This is a genomic window from Streptomyces daqingensis (assembly GCF_014645895.1).
GTDB classification, from domain to species: Bacteria; Actinomycetota; Actinomycetes; order Streptomycetales; family Streptomycetaceae; genus Streptomyces; species Streptomyces daqingensis.
The window spans coordinates 46552-62205 of record NZ_BMMP01000020.1; the positions used below are offsets into that span (position 1 = coordinate 46552).

14 protein-coding genes are annotated in these 15654 nt (G+C 70.4%); 4 read left to right on the plus strand and 10 right to left on the minus strand.

Annotated elements, in window-relative coordinates; all coding sequences use genetic code 11:
* Positions 1-11: 11 nt before the first annotated feature.
* From IEY56_RS24570 to IEY56_RS24600, 7 genes are all read right to left on the minus strand, one after another.
* The gene (locus IEY56_RS24570; RefSeq protein WP_229712172.1) at positions 12-1145 is read right to left on the minus strand and encodes an SRPBCC family protein; all 1134 of its coding nucleotides are present in this window, start codon (positions 1143-1145) and stop codon (positions 12-14) included.
* Between the two features lie 114 nt (positions 1146-1259).
* Entirely contained in the window at positions 1260-2834 is a 1575-nt protein-coding gene (locus IEY56_RS24575; RefSeq protein WP_189039458.1) for a polyamine aminopropyltransferase, read from the minus strand.
* A 128-nt stretch (positions 2835-2962) separates the two neighbouring features.
* A complete protein-coding gene (locus IEY56_RS24580) occupies positions 2963-3565 on the minus strand; it encodes a DUF2617 family protein (protein ID WP_189039459.1) in 603 nt (200 codons plus the stop codon).
* An 823-nt stretch (positions 3566-4388) separates the two neighbouring features.
* Positions 4389-5366: an ABC-2 membrane transporter-related protein gene (locus IEY56_RS24585; RefSeq protein WP_189039460.1), complete on the minus strand. Its 978-nt coding sequence runs from the start codon at positions 5364-5366 to the stop codon at positions 4389-4391.
* Positions 5363-6262, minus strand: a complete 900-nt coding sequence (locus IEY56_RS24590; RefSeq protein ID WP_189039461.1) for an ABC transporter ATP-binding protein — start codon at positions 6260-6262, stop codon at positions 5363-5365. Before IEY56_RS24590 ends, IEY56_RS24585 begins: the two co-directional genes overlap by 4 nt.
* Positions 6259-6654 (minus strand): GntR family transcriptional regulator, encoded by a 396-nt coding sequence (locus IEY56_RS24595; RefSeq protein WP_045865758.1) that lies wholly within the window; start codon positions 6652-6654, stop codon positions 6259-6261. The genes IEY56_RS24590 and IEY56_RS24595 overlap by 4 nt, the downstream gene beginning before the upstream one ends.
* Positions 6655-6906: 252 nt before the next feature.
* Entirely contained in the window at positions 6907-7101 is a 195-nt protein-coding gene (locus IEY56_RS24600) for a hypothetical protein (RefSeq protein ID WP_189039462.1), read from the minus strand.
* Positions 7102-7688: 587 nt separating this feature from the next.
* On the opposite strand from IEY56_RS24600, the gene IEY56_RS24605 reads away from it, so the two are divergent.
* The 4 genes from IEY56_RS24605 to IEY56_RS24620 all read left to right on the plus strand — a co-directional run bounded on the left by IEY56_RS24605 (position 7689) and on the right by IEY56_RS24620 (position 13564).
* Positions 7689-9989, plus strand: coding sequence for an FG-GAP-like repeat-containing protein (locus IEY56_RS24605; RefSeq protein WP_189039463.1), 2301 nt, complete (start codon positions 7689-7691; stop codon positions 9987-9989).
* 624 nt (positions 9990-10613) lie between these two features.
* The gene (locus IEY56_RS24610) at positions 10614-11177 is read left to right on the plus strand and encodes an FG-GAP repeat domain-containing protein (RefSeq protein ID WP_229712173.1); all 564 of its coding nucleotides are present in this window, start codon (positions 10614-10616) and stop codon (positions 11175-11177) included.
* A 519-nt stretch (positions 11178-11696) separates the two neighbouring features.
* On the plus strand, positions 11697-12197 hold the full coding sequence (locus IEY56_RS24615) for a CHRD domain-containing protein (RefSeq protein WP_189039465.1): 501 nt from the start codon (positions 11697-11699) through the stop codon (positions 12195-12197).
* Between the two features lie 200 nt (positions 12198-12397).
* The gene (locus IEY56_RS24620) at positions 12398-13564 is read left to right on the plus strand and encodes a pyridoxal phosphate-dependent aminotransferase (RefSeq protein ID WP_189039466.1); all 1167 of its coding nucleotides are present in this window, start codon (positions 12398-12400) and stop codon (positions 13562-13564) included.
* A gap of 58 nt (positions 13565-13622) precedes the next feature.
* Here IEY56_RS24620 and IEY56_RS24625 read toward each other — a convergent pair whose 3' ends face one another.
* The 3 genes from IEY56_RS24625 to IEY56_RS24635 are packed head-to-tail and all read right to left on the minus strand — an operon-like array spanning position 13623 to position 15499.
* Entirely contained in the window at positions 13623-14222 is a 600-nt protein-coding gene (locus IEY56_RS24625; protein ID WP_189039467.1) for a hypothetical protein, read from the minus strand.
* A gap of 18 nt (positions 14223-14240) precedes the next feature.
* Positions 14241-15191 (minus strand): WXG100 family type VII secretion target, encoded by a 951-nt coding sequence (locus tag IEY56_RS24630; protein ID WP_189039468.1) that lies wholly within the window; start codon positions 15189-15191, stop codon positions 14241-14243.
* Positions 15192-15193: 2 nt separating this feature from the next.
* Entirely contained in the window at positions 15194-15499 is a 306-nt protein-coding gene (locus tag IEY56_RS24635) for a DUF2563 family protein (RefSeq protein ID WP_189039469.1), read from the minus strand.
* Positions 15500-15654: the final 155 nt, after the last annotated feature.

The window sequence follows — 15654 nt, forward strand, 5'->3', positions numbered from 1 at the left end:
GCGGCCCGGCTTCAGCGACGGCGGCGCAGGGCCCGGCCGATGAAGACGGCCCCCGCGACGACGGCCGCGGCAGCCGGTGCGACCCAGCGGACGGCCGCCGAGTTGGCGATCGGCTCGGGCACGGGGACGGGGGCGTAGCGCCCGCGGGGCGGCGCGTGGTCGACCTCCTCGGCGCTGCGGCCGATCATGGTGCGGCGCGCGTGCGCGGCCTCCGCCTCGGCGGCCGCTTTCGCCTCCGCGTCGGTCACGTCGGTCTCCTCGCCCGCGTCCTCGTCGTACAGCGGATCCAGCGACGACGGCGGCACCTCCGCCTCGAAGACGCCGCCGCGCTCCGGGCCGTCCGCGTCGGACGGCTCGCCCGGGGCGGCGTCCTCACCGGACTTCTCCCCGGTCCCGTCCTCGGGCCTGTCCTCGGCCTTCTTCCCGGAAGCGCCGGCCGTGCCGTCCTTGCCGCCGGGCTTGCTGCCTTCCTTGCCGCCCTTGCCGCCCTTGCCGCCGGCGCCGGGCTCGGCGGCGCCGTCGCCGGACGCCGCTTCGGAGGAGTCCGGGGCGGGGTTGGGGATGCCGGGGATGACGCGCTCGTTGTCGTCCGGCTCTCCGATGCCGCCGGCCTGCGGGGTCTCGGCCGGTGAGGTCTCGGCCTGCGGGGTCTCGGCCTCGGCGGCGGGGGCGGCCGGGGAGTCCAGCGCCTGCGGCTCGTCCTGCTCGATGCTCTCGGCGAGCGCCTTGCCGAACCGTTCCAGCAGCCGCTGTCCCGCGGAGGCGGCCGTCTTGTCCTCGAACTCGGCGATGCGGCCGTCGGCCTTGACCGTCCCGGTGAAGACGAGCCTGGTGCCCTCGCCGTCCTTGGCACGGCGGGGCACGACGGTGAGCTTCAGCCGCACCGAGCCGCTGCCGCGCGCCTCCGTCCCGCTGCCCTCGACGGCGAACTCCTCGCCCTTCGGGGTGACGGTCAGGCTGCCGCGGTACGTGATCGTGGAGTTGCCGATCCGGAGCCGCAGCCGGCCCTCCGCCGCACCCGAGCCGGAGGCCCCGGCGGTGCCTCCCTCCGGTGCGTCGATCTGCAGTCCGGGGACGCAGCCCGCGACGCGATCGGGCTCGGCGAGAGCCGCGCGTACCGAACCGACGGAAAACGGAACGTTCACCTCGTGCTCCATAGTCGGGAGCCTACCCACCACACCCCGTACATGTGACCGGTCGATCGCATATCTCCGCGCGCCGCACCCTCCCGTACCACCCGGGGCGCGGGGCGGTTCGCGTCATCCGTAGCGCGGTCGGGTCAGCGTCGAGGGCGGAAGTCCGTCCACGCGTCCGCGCGGTGCGCGCAGGAGCGGCGGATCGGCGGCGCCCGTCCGGGAGCTGACGGCCCGTGGCCTCGGCAGCCGCGCATCTCCGCCGGGGGAGCGCCGGGCCAGGACGAAGCCCCAGTCCCGCGGGGCCGAGACGGCGTACGGGGAGGTGCGCAGACCGGCTGAGCGAAGGGTCGCCTCCACCGTCCAGTACGTCTCCGGGTGCGCGGCGGCGGCGCCCGCGTGGACGGCGAACCGTCCCTGCGGGGCCAGTGCCCGGCGGACCAGCCCGTAGAACTCCTGCGAATACAGCTTCGCGTCGACGCCCTGGCCGGGGGCGGGCAGATCGGTGACGACGACGTCGTAGGCAGCCGGACCGCTGCCCGCGCCGTGTGCGTGCTCGCGCAGGCGCAGGAAGGCGTCACCCCCGCGCACCCGCACCCTCGGGTCGTCGAAGGCGCCGTCGTTGAGCCCCCGGAGACCGGGATCGGTGCGCGCCAACCGCACGACACCGGGGTCCGCTTCGAGGACCGTCACCTTCTCCACGCCTTCGTGGCGCAGCACTTCGCGCAGCGCCAGCCCGTCTCCCCCGCCGAGGAGGAGCACCCGCGCGTTGGGCCCGCCCGCCATGGCCGGTCCGACGAGGGCCGAGTGGTAGCGGTAGCCGTCCGCGGAGCACACCCGCAGGCGCCCGTCCAGGAACAGCTGCAGCGGCTTGCCGCCGCGGCGGTGCGCGGTCGGATCGGCGTCGCCCGTCAGCACGGCCTCCTGGGTGCCGGTTCGGACGGCGACGCGCAGGTCCTCCCCGTACACCGCCCGGCGTGCCTCCCGCTCGAAGACGCCCACGAACGCGGTCCCGGCGACGAGGAGCACGATCACGGCACCGTTCACGGCGAGCAGCCCCCACCGCATACGCACCCCCACGTCGTGCCGGAAGAGCCACAGGACGACGACCCCGCCCGCCGAGGCGTTGACGACGCCCGTCAGCAGAGCCCCCGTCAACTGTCCGAAGAACGGCAGCAGAAGGAAGGGGAAGAGCAGTCCGCCCACGAGCGCGCCCACGTAGTCGGCGGCGAAGAGGTCGGCGAGGGCTCCGCCCGCGTCCTGGCGGCGGATGCGCTGGATGAGGGTCATCAGGAGCGGCATCTCGGCGCCGATCAGCACGCCGATGGCGAGGGAGAAGCCGACGAGCGCCGTCCAGGCGCCGCCGAGCCAGGCGAAGCTGGCGTAGAGCGCCATCGCCGAACCGCCCCCGACGACGGCCAGCACGGCCTCGACGAGGACGAACCCGGTCGCCGCGCGGCACCGCAGCCGCTTCGCCAGCAGCGACCCGATGCCCATCGCGAAGACCATGACGGACAGCACGACGGACGCGTGGGTCACCGAGTCGCCCGCCAAGTAGGAGGCGAGCGCGACGAGTTCGAGCTCGTAGACGAGTCCGCAGGCCGCGCAGACGAACACGGAGGCCAGTACGAGTCCGCGTCCCAGCCCGGCGGGCACGGGCAGCCGCACGTCGTCGGCTGGTTCGAGGAGGCGGTCGCTCATGCCGTGAACGTTACGTGACGGTGCGAACACTCTCCGGAACGCACGCGAGCGTCTCCGCGGCGCTCCCCGCGCGGCGATGCGCACGAGAGGAGGGGCGGCGGCACGGCTTCGGCGGCCGGTCCCAACTCTCAGGCCGGGGCGGGACGTCGGGACGCGCGGACACCCGCGGGGAGCACCGTGTGCGCGGTGACGCCGCGGCCGGACTCCGGTGCCTGCGCCGACGCGCGGGCGGGCACCCCGACCCGGGTCCGGGTGGAGACCAGGGTGCCCTCCTGCGGGTAGGAGTGCCACGTACGCCAGTGGACCTGCCCTGACTGCCGCCGCACCAGCAGCGCGGTGAAGGCGTCGGGCGAGCCGGGGAACGTACCGGCAAGGCCGTTGGGGTGGTCCGAGACCAGCGCGAGCAGTTCCTGCGCACGGCCGGCGAAGGACGCGGGCGTCAACTTCTCGACGTTGGCGGCGAATTCGTACTCCCACGCGCCGACGCGTTTCGAGACGCCCAGCGGCAGCGGCGTACTGCTGCCCGGCATGCAGGCGACGGTCTCCGAGCAGCTTCCGCCGTCATCCTCGAGCAGCACCTGATGCGAGGCGCCGAGGAGGCGCAACTGCACTGCGGCGCCGTCGAGTTCGAGCTCCCTGACGGCCAGCGCCGGCAGGGGTTCCCGTCCGAGGACCCACGCGAGGTCGCCGGAACGGGTGTCGGTGTACGGGGTGGAGAGAGTGGTGAGCATGGGTCGGCTCCGCAAGCACACGGTGGAGGAGCGAGCCGGCACGCCCCCGGGACACAGCCAGGGTCGGCTTCGCCGGCTCGAACCCACGCCAGCTTTCAGTGATACTGAATCACCGAATCATGAAATGTGTACTTCCACAGACTTTTCGATGCCTACCTCCGGGTTTCCATCCCCCCGAGTGCCGGACAGTTCAGATGTTCAACTGCCGTACGGCGACCGGGAGGACGGAACCCGAGGCTCCGAGTGCTCCGCCCCGGCGGGGCTCAGCTGCCGCCGCCACCGCCGCAGCCGCCACCGCCGCCGCCACCGCACGAGGAGGACGAGCCGCAGGAAGAGCCCCCGCCGTCAGACGACGAACCGCCGCCGCAGGACGACGAACCGACCTCTCCCGCACCGGCCCACCACCCGCCGTCACCGGACGACGAAGAGCCCGTGGCCCCGCGGCGGCGCCGGCTCGAGGCCGGGCGCGTACCGCCGCCCCTCCTCGACGCGGCGATGGCCGCGAAGGTCACAGCGGCCAGGATCATGACAAAGAAGATCAACACGATGACCAGCGTCACGTCGGGTCCCCCATCTTTAAGCAGTGCGGCCCCCCGCACCGTCAGTTGCACACAGACGTCCCCTGACGCCCGCGGATAGTCGCCGTCTCCGGCGTGACGGGCTCCTGCCCGGGCTTTCCGGCCCCCAAAGCAGAGTTGAGGAAGTTCAGAGCCTTGTCGCGGGGCATCGGCCCCTGGCCTGCTCAGAGGGGCCGTTCAGGGGCCGTCCGCGCCTCACTGGGCCGCCTGTGGGCCGTGATCTCCCGGATGCAAACGACGTGCTTCTAGATCACACGGCGCCGTATCCGCCACACCACCACACCGATCAGGATCGCAGCGACGGCGACGAACAGGGTCGCCTCGATGAACTGGAACGTCCAGAACCGGTCGGCCGGGTGGTAGACCCTGAACTGCTGGATGTCCCGTGCGTGCAGGAACTGGTTGAGGTTGGTGCCTGCCCGGTTGGCGGCGGCCTCCAGGTCGTAGTACTTGGTCACGCTCAGCCTGCGCCCGGTGGCGTCTGCATAGCCGTGTTCGATCACCCAGTCAGCGAAGCCGGACATGGGCCGGTGCCCCGCCTGGTCCTTCGAGCCGCCGACGGGGACCGGCTCCCTGGTGGTGAGCGGCGTGGCGTACGCGGGACGGGCCAGCAGCGCCACCGACATCCGGGTGGCGAGGAACGCACCGAACGCGACGCCGAACGCGGGCAGGCCGCGCCGCAGGATCGCCCCGGCGGCGGTGGCGAGGCCGAACGCGAACAGCGCGTACGCCACCGGAACAAGTCCCTCCAGGTCGAAGGCGTCGTACTGGAAGCGCCCTTCCCACGCGTCGAACGGCTGGCGGAACCAGGTGAGCACCGCGGTGAACATCCCGGTGAGCGCGACGGTGACGCCGGCCAGTGCCGCGAGCTTGGCCACCAGCCAGCGCATCCGCGGCACGGCCTGCGTCCAGGCGAGCTGCCAGGTGCCGTCCTCCAGTTCGCGCGCGAGCAGTGGCGCACCGAGGAACGCACCGATGACGACGGGGACCAGATAGAAGGCCGCCAGGAGGTTCTCGACGTACCCGTACTCCTCGTCGAGCCGACGGAAGGAGGCCTCGCAGGCTTCGTTGATACCGGCCTCTCCCGCACACCGGGCGGGATCGCCGGGGAACAGGTCGTGGGCCTGTGTCCCGAGTATGAGCAGGGCAAGGCCGAACATGCCGACAAGCAGACCCAGGACGCATACCTCGGTCCGGTGCTGGCGCCAGATCAACCACGTCATGCCGCCCTCCCCGACGCGACCGCGGCGCTCGGCTCGGACGGCCGGCGCAGGTACGCCAGCACCAGCTCCTCCAGCGCGATCGGCTGAGCCTGCCACCCGGGCGCTGCCGGGATCGCGCCGTCGCGTACCAGCAGGGTCGTGTGCCGGTCGCTGTGGACGGCCTCCACGACGGCGCCGGCCCGGTCGGGGTCGGTGGCCGTGCGCGGGCCGACGAGCAGCCGATGCTCGTCGAGAAGGGTGTCGATGTCACCGGTGAGCGTGACCCGGCCGTGGTTGAGCACGATCAAGTGGTCGCACACGCGCTCCAACTCGTGCACGACGTGGGAGGAGAACAGGACGGTCACCCCGCCCTCGGCCACCGCGCCCATGAGGACCTGCAAGAACTCGTGCCGAGCCAGCGGGTCGAGGCTGGCCACCGGCTCGTCGAGGACGAGCAGGTCCGGCCGCTTCGCCAGGGCCAGAGCCAACGCGACCTGGGCCTGCTGCCCGCCGGAGAGCGTACCGGCCCTGCGGTCGAGCGGGATGCCCAACTTCGCCAGCCGGCGCTCGGCCAGCCCCTGGTCGAACCGCAGGTTGCAGGCCCGGCCGAAACGGAGCATCTCGGCGACGGTGAAGCGCTTGTACAGCGGGTGGTCCTGGGCCAGGAACCCGACCCGGGCCAGAGTCTGCGAGGTGCTGGCGGTGACGTCGTGGCCGAGGACCTCCACCGTGCCGGTGCTCGGTGCCAGCAACCCGACGACCAGGCGGAGCAGCGTGGTCTTGCCCGCGCCGTTCGGCCCGACCAGGGCTATCACGCCGCCCGCCGGCAGGGCCAGGGTGCAGTCGCGCAGCGCCCAGCCCTTCCGGTACCGCTTGCCCACACCGTCGGTGCGCACCGCGAACTCGGTCGCTGTCATGCCACGTCCTCATTCCTCGTCTGCTGATGGACGGAAGTAAGAAGCGCGTTGACCGCCTGCTCGTCGAGGCCGGCCGCGTAGGCGCGGCGCAGCCAGGCCGCCAGGCCGCGGCGCAGCGACGTGTACGTCGATGCCGACATCACGGCCGACTGCTGTTCATTGACGAACGTGCCCTGGCCGGGCCGGCCGGCGACCAGGTTCTCCTGCTCCATCTGCCGGTACGCCTTGGCGACGGTGTTCGGATTGATCGCCAGGTCCTCGGCCACCTCGCGGATGAGCGGGAGACGGTCACCGGGCTGGAGGAAGCCCAGCAGCACCGCCTGGCGGACCTGCTGAACGAGTTGCAGGTACGGCGGCACGCCGGAGTGGGTGTCGAGCCGGAAGACGAACACGTGAGCTCCTTACTGCTTTACTAGTATCGTAGTTAAGCAGCTGGCCGGCGCTCAAGAGGGCCGACGCATGACCGCGGCACCAGGACCAGGCGCAGGCCTCACCGGTCCGCCGGCGCGTACCCGCGCGCCGAGGCGGCGGAAGCGCGGCGGTTGAAGCATCGTTCGACGACGATGCGGGCGCGTCAGTTCTCTGCGTCGACTCCTGACGGTCCGCAGCCGTGGCGACCGCGGTTGCGCCGGTGCCGCCGCCGCTCAGCCCGCCTCGGAATCGGCACTGGGGGCGTGATCGTCCGTCTCGTCATGTCCGTATCGCCCCCACCCCCGGCCCGTGTCCGCGGCGTACTGGTGGGCGCGAACGGTGGTGGAGCCGATCTGCACCAGCCAGTCGAGGCCGCCGACCGCACCCGCGCGGGCCTGGATCTGCTGCAGGGCTCCGGTGAAACGCACCGTCCAAGTGCGCCGTCGAGGGCCTAGCGGGCCCGGTAGCAGAGGCCGAGGCCGTGCGGTCGGTCTTGACGCGGTCGGTCTTGACGGTCTTGCCATCGGCGTTGACCTCGGTCTTGAACCAGCGGTCTTGGATGTGGGCGGCCTGATGACGCCACAGATCCTCAGGACCCAGCGTCTCGTGTGTCCAACCTCAGGGGTCCAGGCCCGATGGCTCGTGACAGAACCCGGACCCCACACGTAACTGGCGGTAACTCCCCGGCGATACAAATAGTCCCGAAAGCAGGAGCGAGCTTACTGACCACACGCACCGCCCGCACGACACATTTCTGGGGGACACCATGAAGAAGTACACGCGTGCCACCTTTTTCACCGCTCCCGGCGTCGCCACCGCTCTCTCACTCACTGCCTGCGGCGGTGACGACTCGGATATCGGCGGCTCAGGCAAAGGGAGTGCCGTCCGCGGGGCCTCAGTTCTTGGAATGCGAGCAGGTTCTTTCCAGCGCTGAACGGCCGAGAGCGAAGGTGACGAAGTGAAGAGGATGCACGCAATGAGACGCCGAGTACCGCGGGGGCTCCTGGCGTCCGTCATGGCCTGTGTTCTGGGTGCAGGAGCGTGGCTGGGCACGGCTGCGCCGACCAACGCCATCGAGGGCGGTTGGGAAAGCGACGGCCGCGAACCGTTCACCTCCATGGCACAGATCTGGGTGGGTAAGAACCCTGAAGAGACGGACAACCGGTTCGTCTGCTCGGGGTCTGTCACGAGCTGGAAGAATGTTCTGACCGCCCAACACTGCTTCGAGGGACTCACAGAAGAACAGCGCAAATGGGTCTACGTGAAGACAGGGGACAAGCGCAAAAACAAGGGCGCGGTGTATCGCATCACTGACAGAGTCAGCCGAGGCGATCTGGCGGTGCTCACTTTGAACGCGGGGAGTGGCGGGATAGAGACCTATGGAGAGCCCTACGCCGAACTGGGGCCGAACAAGCGCCCGTGGCTGAAGGACAAGCCCGAGTCCTTTGGGTGGGGCAAGACCTGTTACACGTGTGACGTGGCCCCATGGCTCAAAGGCGTCAGCACCAAGGTGATCGACAACGAGTACGACCTGCGCGACGCCATGGGCGGTCTTGCCTACAAGGTCCGGGCCATCGATGGCCGCATCAGGAGGGGAGACTCCGGCGGACCGAACGGCCACTGGGGGAACGGCGGCAGCACGCGGGTGGTGACCGGAGTGGCCTCGACCTCCGAACAGGATGGCAGCAAGCCTGCCAACGCAACCATGTCCGCGACCTACGACAAGAAGGGTTGCAGGCCCGACAGCACCTGCGTCCATGACTGGCTGCAGAAGGAGGCCGGGATGGTGGTCCACGAGGAAGGGCACACGGACCTCCGGCGCCACGTGATGCCGCTGGGTGACTCGATCACCTACGGCAAGGAGAGCTCCGACGGGAACGGCTACCGCGACGAGCTGCACGACGCCCTCGAAAAGGAATCAGGCAAGGGGAACGTCGACTTCGTCGGCAATGTACGCAACGGCTCCATGCCCGACCGGGAAAATGAGGGGCATCCAGGCAAGCGCATCGATGAGATCGCTGATTACGCCAAGTGCTCCGTGTCTCAGCATCAGCCGAACGTGATCACGCTGCACGCGGGGAGCAATGACTTCAACCAGCGCCACGAACTGGCGACGGCGCATGTGCGCATGAAGGACCTCATCGAACAGGTGCTGGAGGACTCGCCGAAGGCGGTGGTCGTGGTCGCGAAGGTCATTCCGACCGGGAAACCCGGTATGCAGCCTCGCATCGACGCGTTCAACGCCAAGCTGCCCGGCATCGTCTCCGAGCTTCGTGCGGACGGCAAGCACGTGGTGCTGACCGACACCAGTGACGTCAAGGTCAGCGACGGCCTGGAGAACGACGCCCACCCCAACGACGAGGGCTACGCCAAACTCGGGTACGACTTCGCCAGAGGAATCAGGGAAGCCGCGGACAAGGGGTGGATCGAGAAGCCCGCTCCGCAGAAGCCGGACGCCGGGTGCGATGCGGATGAGAGCAAGGCGGGTCCGGGCTGGCGCGCTTTGGGTGTCGTCGCTCCCGGTATGACTTATCCGTCGGGCCGTACCGACCTCGCGGACTTCGACGGCGACGGCCGCGACGACTACGTGCGCGTCTCCGGTGACGGCGAGGTGCGGATCGCGTTGAACCGCAAGGACCGGCCCGGGAAACCGCGCTGGAAAGAGGTCGGATCCGGCATCGATCTGGCCGGCTGGGGCGGTCGGACAGTTCGCTTCGCCGACATCGACGGCGACGGAGCGGACGACATCGTCATGGTCCCGGAGAAGAGCGAAAACGCCGCCTCCGTGCGCGTCCACCTCAACAACGGGGTCACCGCCGGTGAAATGGGCTGGACGCAGCCGCACGCGGTCAAGTTGCGCCTCACCGACGTCCCGCAGGAAGCGGTGCGTTTCGCCGATGTCAACGGGGACGGCCGCGACGACTATCTCCGGGTAGGCGAGGACGGCTCCGTCCACGCCTACTACAACCTGGAGGGAGACGAGCCCGGCGAGTACTGGAAGTGGAAGGAGCACCGGAACTGGGCTCCCGGCGTCTTCTACGGCTCCCGAAGCAAGCTGCGCCTGGCGGACGTCAACGCTGACGGCAAGGCCGACTACCTCATGGTCGGCAAGCGCGGAGCGGTGCACGCCTACATCAACAACGGCGGGCGGGGCCACGGAGGCTTCACCGAACACCGCTACTTCGTCAAGGAGACCGGATACCCCGGCGGCAAGTCGGCGTTCCGCGACATCAGCGGCGACGGAAAGGCCGATTACGTCGTCGTCTACGACGGCGGATCCGTCCGGGCCTGGCTCAACCGGGGCGGCAACACGTAGGACTCACCTCACTGGGTCCTCATCGGATGGACCGCCTCTCCCGTGGGGCCTGGTGCGAGCCCGCACCAGGCCCCACGGCCTTTCGCACAACCGCCCGGCCGCACCTGTGTTCCATCAGGCGGGCCGTTCCGCGGCGCAGCTTCACGGCGACCTTCTCGCTCGTCACCGTTGAACTCGCGATGCTGGTGAGGGCGAGGAAGTCCGCTGCTTCGGGTTCGTAGCGTCGGTGGAGGCGGCGCCATCCGGGGAGCCAGGCCATGGTGCCTGGCAGGCCACATACCCGGCGTGGACGGCGCACTCCGACGTATCAGGCAATGTCACGGCCCTGCTACACGGTCAACAGGGCGCGAACCCCGCATCGACGGGCTCGCGTCCTGTGGGGTGAAAACGATGTCAGCGCTCCCAGAACGGCCGCTCTCGCGGTCCCGGGGCCATCGGCCGTAATTCGCTCGGCCATGAGAACAAAGGAGCCCGTACGTGTCTCGCACTCGCTCACGTTTGATCGCCCTGCCGCTCGCAGCGGCCGCTGTGAGTCTCGGCTTAGCCGGATACCAGGCCTCAGCGGCAGAACCGGTGTCGACCCACGGCCTGCCGGCACCGTGTCTGTCGGACGCGGAGACCCTGGTGGGCGACCTCGACGGGGACGCCCATGTGGACAAGGTCAACAACCCCTGGCTGAGCGGCACCAAGACGACGGTTCAATGGGGCAACGGGGACGGCACCTACTCCGCCCCGGTCTCTGTCGCATCCCTCGTCGGTACGCAGAAGGGTGAGGTCACGACCGCGGCGGTCGCAGACTTCCAGGGCGACGGGACGCTGGATCTGGTCGTCAACGTCGTCGAGCCCTCAAGCGGCGACGACCCCTCGGCCCCGCGCATCTCGGAGTACCGGCCCGGCCCGCTGGACCGCGGCGACCTGGGCTCGGCCGACGCCCAGCAGACCGATATCGGCGAAGCTCAGCAGCTGCGGATCGCCGACTACAACAAGGACGAGCGCCCGGACCTGGCGGTCCTGGCCAACACAGGCGACGGCGTGCGCGAGCGCACGGTGCGGCTCACCAACGCGGACGGCACCCCTGGGGCCAACGACGCCGACGCGAACAACAAGTACGGCGAGATCGGCACACCGGCCGACCTGCCGTCCATGCCGAGCGACGGCTGGAAGCAGTTCTACGGCTCCTGCTCCTGACCCGGCCCGGAGGCCCGTCCGCCCCGCATGCAGTGGCGGGTCGGACGGGCCTCGCGCGCGAGATCACGGCTGCGTTCCGTGCCGCTCTGCGCGGTCTCCGGCTGCTGTACACCGCCGTTCCGGGGCAGCGAGCTGAGGGCGAGACCCGGACGGGATGTCCCGGTCTCTTTGCGCAGGTCAGCGCCGGTAGAGCGCCGGACCTCCTGTGGGCCGTCAGAGGAAGGCCAGCGACGATCGACGACGACGAATCCGCCGCAGGTCAGAAGCGGTTACTCGGGCATCAGCTCAGGTCCCCATGCCCGTACGTGAGTTGAGGAAGACGAGAGGTTCGCGCCCGGGACGGCGGCCGGTCGCCGGCAGCGTGCGGCGCGGTGCGACGGCCTCCGAACGGGCGGGGCTCTCCGCCCTTGATGCCCGTTATAGGTGCAATTGATCGCTTACCGGCCTAGCGTCAGCTCCGAAACTCCCCTGACGGAGCGGCCGTCGCGCCGCTCCGGCCCGTGAAACAGGAGCACTCGTATGCGCATCACGCGAACCACAGCGGCCGCCGCAGCCGGCGCCGCAGCCCTCCTCCTCTCGCTGGCGGGCCCGGCCGGCGCCGCGCCCGCCGACGCCGAAGCCGCCCCGGGCGGCGGCGGTTGGCACCGCGTCAGCCTCGACGGCGAGCAGGAAGTGCCCGGCCCGGGCGACCCGGACGGCACCGGCGTCTTCCGGTACGAGATCAAGAAGGACCTGTTCTGCTACAGGCTGAGCGTCGCCGACATCGACCCGCCGACCGCCGCGCACCTCCACTTCGGGCCCGCGGGCGAGGCCGGACCGGTCGCCGTCGTGCTGCGCACGCCGGGCGAGGACGGCACGTCCGGCGGGTGCATCCGCGCCCGCGCCGACCAGACGCCCGAGAACGCGGCCGAGGTGCTGACCCGCTGGGAGCTCCGCGGCATCGAGCAGGACCCGTTCTTCTTCTACGTCAACGTCCACAACGAGGAGTTCCCCGACGGGGCGGTCCGCGGCCAGCTCTGATCCCCGCCCGCGGGGCGGCGCTGAGGTGAGGCACCGGGGGTGTGCGGCGGGTGCACGTCGCACACCCCTCGGCACGCCAGGGGCCGGCCCCGGCCCGCTCCGCCCGCACCTCCGGAGCCGGCGGGCGTGACCGCCGCACGCCCGATCGGACAGGATGATCCCTGGACGGTCGTAATCCCGGGTGAGGAGTTGGTGGACACATGAGTGACAGGCCGCTGCTGAACCGCAGTCTGCGGGGATTCGGTTCGACGATCTTCGCCGAGATGTCCGCCCTCGCCGTGAAGACCGGGGCGATCAACCTGGGGCAGGGCTTCCCCGACACCGACGGCCCCGAGTCCGTACGGGAAGCCGCCGTGAAGGCCCTCCGCGACGGACGCGGCAACCAGTACCCGCCCGGCCCCGGCGTCCCCGAACTGCGCACCGCGATCACCGAGCACCAACAGCGCTTCTACGGCCTGACGTTCGACCCCGACACGGAGGTGCTGGTCACCGCGGGCGCCACCGAGGCCATCGCCGCCTCCATGCTGGCGCTGCTGGAGCCGGGCGACGAGGTCATCGCCTTCGAGCCCTTCTACGACTCGTACGCCGCCTCGATCGCGATGGCCGGCGCGACGCGCGTCCCCCTCACCCTCCGGGCCCCGGACTTCCGTCCCGACCTCGACGCCCTGCGCGACGCGATCACCCCCCGCACCCGGCTGCTGCTGCTCAACTCCCCGCACAACCCCACCGGCATGGTGCTCACCCGCGACGAAGTGACCGCCATCGCCGCCCTCGCGGTGGAGCACGACCTCCTCGTCGTGACCGACGAGGTCTACGAGCACGTGGTCTTCGACGGCGAGCACGTCCCGCTCATCTCGCTCCCCGGCATGCGCGACCGCACCGTCTCGATCTCCTCGTCCGGGAAGACCTTCTCCTTCACCGGCTGGAAGGTCGGCTGGGTCACGGCGTCCGCGTCCCTCGTGGCGGCGGTCCGCACCGCGAAGCAGTACCTGACGTACGTCAGCGCGGGCCCTTTCCAGTACGCCGTCGCCGAGGCGCTGCGGCTGCCCGGCAGCTACTTCGCCGGGTTCCGCGACGACCTGCGCGGCAAGCGCGACCTCCTCTCCGACGGGCTCGCGGCGGCGGGCTTCGAGGTGCACCGGCCGCAGGGGACGTACTTCGTCACCACCGACATCACGCCGCTGGGCGAGAAGGACGGTCCGGCGTTCTGCCTGGGCCTCCCCGAGCGCTGCGGCGTGGTCGCCGTGCCGAACGCCGTCTTCTACGACGACCCCGACGCGGGACGGACGCTCGTGAGGTTCGCGTTCTGCAAGAGGCACGACGTCCTGGAGGAGGCCGCCTCCCGCCTGCGGCGCCTGGCGGGCTGAGCCGACGGTCCGCGGCGGCCGCCGGACCGAGGCCGGCGGTCCGCGGCGCCCCGCCGGGTCACTTACCCGCGGCCGCCGGGAACTGGCTCTGCATCTGCTGCCACGTCTGGCCGACGACGGCGACGTCACCCCAGGAACCGTCCGTGAAGTGGAACCGGAGGGTCGCCTTGCGCGGCATGCCCCCGGCCCACTCCAGGTGCTCGACGCCGCGCACCTGCTCCCTCGGCAGGGACCAGCCCGTCTCGGAGCCCAGCTCGCCCAAGTACACGAGATGGAGCCCCGTACGGCCGACGACGAGGAAACGCCGCGCGGACGTGTGGTGGGCGGCCAGCAGCGAGCCGGCGGTGCTTCCCCAACCCCCGTGCAGGGCACGCCGCTTGCGGCGGAACGTGACCGTATCCAGGAGCCAGTCGAAGAAGTTCCCGATCGGGTCGGTCAGGTGGTGCACCGGGACGACGACGAAAAGGAACAACCGGTCCAGCAAGCCCTTCTCGGGCTTACGGACCACCGACGGGTCCGGCCACCTGCGGCGCGGCGGCGTCTTCGCGCGCCCCGTGCCCTGGCTCGGCCCGAACACCACCGGCTGGTCCACGCCGGCCAGCGCCGTCTCGACCTGGCCGCGTGCCTCCTGAGCCGCCTGCTCTGCCTTGTCGTTCATCGTCCTCTGCCCCACTCCTCAGCCGAAGTCCTTCTCGACCCTCTGCTTAGGCGAGAGCCCGTCGTTCATCCGGTCCTCGAAACCACGGGAGGAATCCTGCGGGAGAGGACTCTTGGGCGCGACACCGGGGGCGCCTTCGGGGCCGTACGTCTCGTAGCCCTTCTTGATCACGTCGCCGGTCTCGACGCCGATCACCGGGGCCACCACGCCCTTCTTGAGCGCCCGCTTGGTCGCCCAGTACTGGGCGGCCGCGGCCAGGTCGTCCCGCGAGCCGCCCTCGACGCCGTCGACCTTCCCGCGGTACCGCTTGAGCGCGTTGCGGTGGCTGAGCGGGTTCTTCTTGTCGTTGAACCGGCGCAGCGTCGTGCGCAGTTTCGCCGCCTTGCGGAGGGCCTTCAGCCGCTTCGCCAGGTCGGAGAGGGTGTCGGCGAGCTTCGCCGTGATCTTCACAGCCTTCATGGCCTTGTGCGCGATGCCCGCGGCGGCGATCAGCGGACCGATCGCGGCGGCCGCGCCCGCCGTGAGCACCGACAACAGCGCGGTCGTCGCGGCGGCGGCCACGGCGGCCTCGACGATCTCCACGATCAGGTCGATCATCAGCTGCTCGGCCTCGGCGCACGCGGCGGCAGCGGCATCGAGCAACTCGGCGATCTGCTCCATGTCCGCGGCCTCGCCCTCCAGGGCGTCCTCGAACGCGGACATCTCCTTGTGGAAGGCCTCGGCCGCCTTGCCGGCCCAGGAGCCGTTGAGGCGCTTCCGCTCGAACTTGAGGTCGTCGACGACGCCGCGCAGGTCCCGGGCCGCTTCCCGGTACTTCAGCGCGGCCTTCGTGAGCTGCTCGTTGTCTCCGGAGACCTTCTCCAGGTCGTCCTCGAGGCCGAACTGCTTGATGATCCCGCGGACGGCCTCGTCGAGCACGCCGGCGAACGGCCCGGAAATGCTGATTCCCAGCTTGCTGAGGATGTCCATCGTCAGCCCCCGAAGCTCACGTTGACGTCGTCCTCGGTCTGGTCGTACGCCTTCGCCGTGTCCCGCACGGCGTCGACGTTCTCCTCAAGCGTGCTTGCCGCTTCCTTCAGGTCGTCGAGCGAGTCCTTGCGCTGCTTCTCGTAGTCGTCGGCCAGCTCGCTCGACTCGGGCAGCTTCCCGAACGCCCCGGTGGGCAGCGTCACTTGGTCGATCTTGTTGCGGATGCGCCGGATGCGCTCCACGTCCTTGCTGACGTTCTTCGCGTAAGTCCGCAGAGCCTGCGGCTCGACTTCGAACTCCTCGGACAACGTCGTTCCCCCCAACTCACGTGTACGTCTGCGATGCGTCTGCGGGACAACCTTAATCGCGCCCCAACAGCGGAATGTGAAGCTCAGGTTCGGGTGAGGGCGAGCGCCGGTGAAGGCGCGCGCCGGCGCTGGCAGACGCCGCCGGAATCGGGCTT